The 3,085-nt window shown below is 73.1% G+C and carries 4 protein-coding genes; 1 reads left to right on the top strand and 3 read right to left on the bottom strand.

Annotated elements, in window-relative coordinates:
- On the bottom strand, nt 1-339 hold a 339-nt coding region (locus tag ACFFNX_RS46315), incomplete at its 3' end, for a hypothetical protein (RefSeq protein ID WP_378212721.1).
- A gap of 7 nt (nt 340-346) precedes the next feature.
- Nucleotides 347-721 (bottom strand): BlaI/MecI/CopY family transcriptional regulator, encoded by a 375-nt coding sequence (locus ACFFNX_RS46310; RefSeq protein ID WP_378212719.1) that lies wholly within the window; start codon nt 719-721, stop codon nt 347-349.
- 120 nt (nt 722-841) lie between these two features.
- Here ACFFNX_RS46310 and ACFFNX_RS46305 point away from each other — a divergent pair, with 120 nt between their 5' ends.
- Nucleotides 842-1,954 (top strand): glycosyltransferase, encoded by a 1,113-nt coding sequence (locus ACFFNX_RS46305; protein WP_378212718.1) that lies wholly within the window; start codon nt 842-844, stop codon nt 1,952-1,954.
- Between the two features lie 13 nt (nt 1,955-1,967).
- Here ACFFNX_RS46305 and ACFFNX_RS46300 read toward each other — a convergent pair.
- Nucleotides 1,968-3,085, bottom strand: a 1,118-nt coding sequence (locus ACFFNX_RS46300) for an ABC transporter permease subunit (protein WP_378212717.1), incomplete at its 5' end; no start/stop codon positions are given.

Raw genomic sequence — 3,085 nt, 5'->3', positions numbered from 1 at the left:
GCGCGCCAGGGTCCGGCAGCGGTTCGCGAACACCCGTACGGCGGCGACGGTGGCCAGGGCGAGCAGCAGGCCCGCGGCGGCCGCGACGGACAGCTCGACCGGGTCCCGGCGTGCGGCGAGGCGGAGCGACCACTGCCCGAGCTCGGCCAGTTCCGGGACGCGCAGCAGGCCCGTGAGGGTGAGCAGCCCCAGCGAGAGGGCGCCGGCGGCGGCCAGCACGAGAGAGGAGAGGGTGAGCAGCCACGTGGCCAGGCGGGGTTCGCAGCGCGCGGCCAGCAGCCGGGCACCGGGCGTGGCGAACAGCGTGAGCAGCAGCGGCAGGTAGACGGCGACGCGCATCGCGATCCTAACGGCCGGTCTCGAGAAGCTGCCGGAGCAGGTCCTCGTCGTCGGAGGTCAGGTCGCCGACGAAGCGGGTGAGCACGGCCGCGCGGTCCGGCCGCTCGTCCAGATAACCGCGCATGCGCCGGGCGGCGAGACCGGCCTCGTCGGCGACGGGGGCGTACGCGTAGGCGCGGCCGCGCGGCGTGCGGGTGAGCTGCCGTTTGGCGTGCAGGCGCGTGAGGATCGTCACCACGGTGCTGTAGGCGAGACCGCCGCCGAGGCGTTCGATGACCTGTCCGGTGGTCATCGGCTCGTCGGCCTGGTGCAGCACGGTGAGGATCTCCGCTTCGAGCTGGCCCTTGGCGCGTCGTCGGCCCTGATCGTGGGGATGAGTCATGGTTCGCGCTCCACTGTGCGGTCTTTTACAGTGATGTAGAAATTCTATAACGCCTACGGCGTCGGCGGGACGGTCCGTACGACGTGGAACCTGGCCGCCGCCCTCGCCGACCATCACGACGTGGAGGTCGTCTCCATGCTCCGCCACCGTGCGCGCCCCCGGTTCGAGGCCGATCCGCGCGTACGGCTGACGCCGCTGGTGGACCTGCGCGAAGACTCCTCCGACGCGGTGGACCCGCGGCTGCGCGAGCCGGCGGTCGTCTTCCCGGCCGCCGAGAAGCGGTACCGGCAGTACAGCCGGCTCACCGACGTGCGGGCCGAGGAACACCTGCGCGGCTGCACGGCCGACGTGATCATCGGAACGCGGCCCGGCGTCAACGTCTACCTCGCCCGGTTCGGCCCGCGCCGCGCGCTGCGCATCGCGCAGGAGCACCTCACCCACGACGCTCACAGCACGAGGCTGCGTGCCGACCTGGCCCGTCACTACGCCGGGCTGGACGCCGTGGTCACCACGACCGAGGCGGACGCCGCGGTCTACCGCGCCCGGATGCCGCTGCCGGGCGTTCGCGTGCTGGCCGTGCCCAACATCGTGCCGGAACCGCCGGTGCCGCCCTCGTACGGCGGCGCGACCGTGATCGCTGCCGCCGGGCGGCTCGTCCGCGGCAAACGCCTCGACCTGCTGATCGACGCGTTCAGGCAGGTGGCGGGCAGGTACCCCGAGTGGACCCTGCGGATCTACGGCGCCGGTCCGGAGCGGGAACGGCTGAAAGAGCTGATCGGGGAGCGCGGCCTCGACGGACGGGCCAGGCTGATGGGGGCGCGCTCTCCGATCGAGACCGAGTTCGCCCAGGCGGCCATCGTCGCGTCCGCCTCCTCCGCCGAGTCCTTCGGCATGACCCTGGCCGAGGCCATGCGCCGCGGCGTACCGGTGGTGAGCACGAACTGCCCGCTGGGTCCCGCGGAGATCATCACGCCCGGCGTCGACGGCCTGCTCGTCCCGGTCGGCGACGGTCAGGCCCTGGTCGACGCGCTCCTCGCACTCGTCTCCGACGAAACGGCCCGCCGCCGCATGGGGCAGGCCGCGCTGGTCTCCGCCCGCCGTTTCGACCCCGGGCCCATCGTCTCGCGGTACGAAGAGCTCTTCGGCGAGCTGGTGCAGAGCCGTAACGTCCGCGAATGGCGGCGCCACTCCGCGCGGTGGCGACGACGTCTCCACCACGTACTGCGCCGCTGACGAGAGCGGCCGCTCAGCGGGCGGGCGGTGGTGGCGGCACGTACGGCGAGGGCATCGGCGGCGGGGGAGCGGCGGTCGCGCGGCGGGGCCGGTTCAGCGAGTCGGTGAGGCTCTCGAGCGCCCGGCTGACGCCGAGGCCGACCATCACCGCGAGGCCCACGACGAGGGTCGAGAACCAGGCGGACAGGCCCTTGTCGACGACCAGCGTCTGGATGAGCGCCACGATCGTGACCCCGAGCAAGGTGCCGAACACCCCGCCGCGGCGCCCGAAGACGCTCACGCCGCCCAGCAGCACGCCGCCCAGCACCATCGTGATCAGGGCCGTGCCGTTGGGATCGGCCATCCGGAGACGCAGCAGCACCGGGATGGCGGAGAGCGCGGCGAGGAGGCTGGAGCCGGTGAGCCCGGCGATCACACCGAGGCCGCCGCGCGGGTCGATCCACCGCGCCTGGTCGCCGGTCCTGCGGGCGGTGCCGAGCGCCGTGCGGACGTCGGGGATGAGCCATACCGCGCCACCGGCCACCGAGACGACGAGGAAGATCCCGAACCACATGGCGTTCGAGTACATCGCGTGGAACGGCATCGGGATGATCGTGCCATGGCTGATCTTGAGGGTGATCGCCTGGAGGGCGGCGGCGGCCCCGAGCGTCAGCGCCCAGGCCGGTACGGACAGCACGGCGACCAGGACGCCGAGCACGAGCCCGATGAGCGTGGCGAGAAGGATCGCCACGAGCAGGGCGGGGAAGCTGCCCCACCCGTGCGCGGTGGCGAGGTAGGCGGACAGCGTGCTGGTGAAGCCGAGAACGGCCCCGACCGCGAGGTTGGGAGAACCGGTGCGCAGGGAGAACGCCAGCCCAACGGCCAGCAGGCCGTAGCACCCGGCCTGGCCCAGGGCCGTACCGAGGATGTGCCCGGAGATCCCCGCGGCCATACCGATCATCAAGATGACGGCGATGACCGCGAGCACGCCCTCCCAGATCAGATGGGGGAGCAGCCGGTCACGCGCGCCGGACGGTCGCGCCGCCGGAACGGGCGGGTGGCCCCAGGGCTGCTGCGGCCGGTACGGCGGCTGTTGCGGGATGCCGGGCGGCGGGGGTAGCTGTTGCGGCATGCCCGGCGGCGGGGGAGTCG

The organism is Actinoallomurus acaciae (assembly GCF_042429965.1).
GTDB lineage: Bacteria > Actinomycetota > Actinomycetes > Streptosporangiales > Streptosporangiaceae > Actinoallomurus > Actinoallomurus acaciae.
The sequence above is the reverse complement of the archived record's forward strand: the minus strand, read 5'-3'. Positions and strand labels throughout refer to the sequence as shown.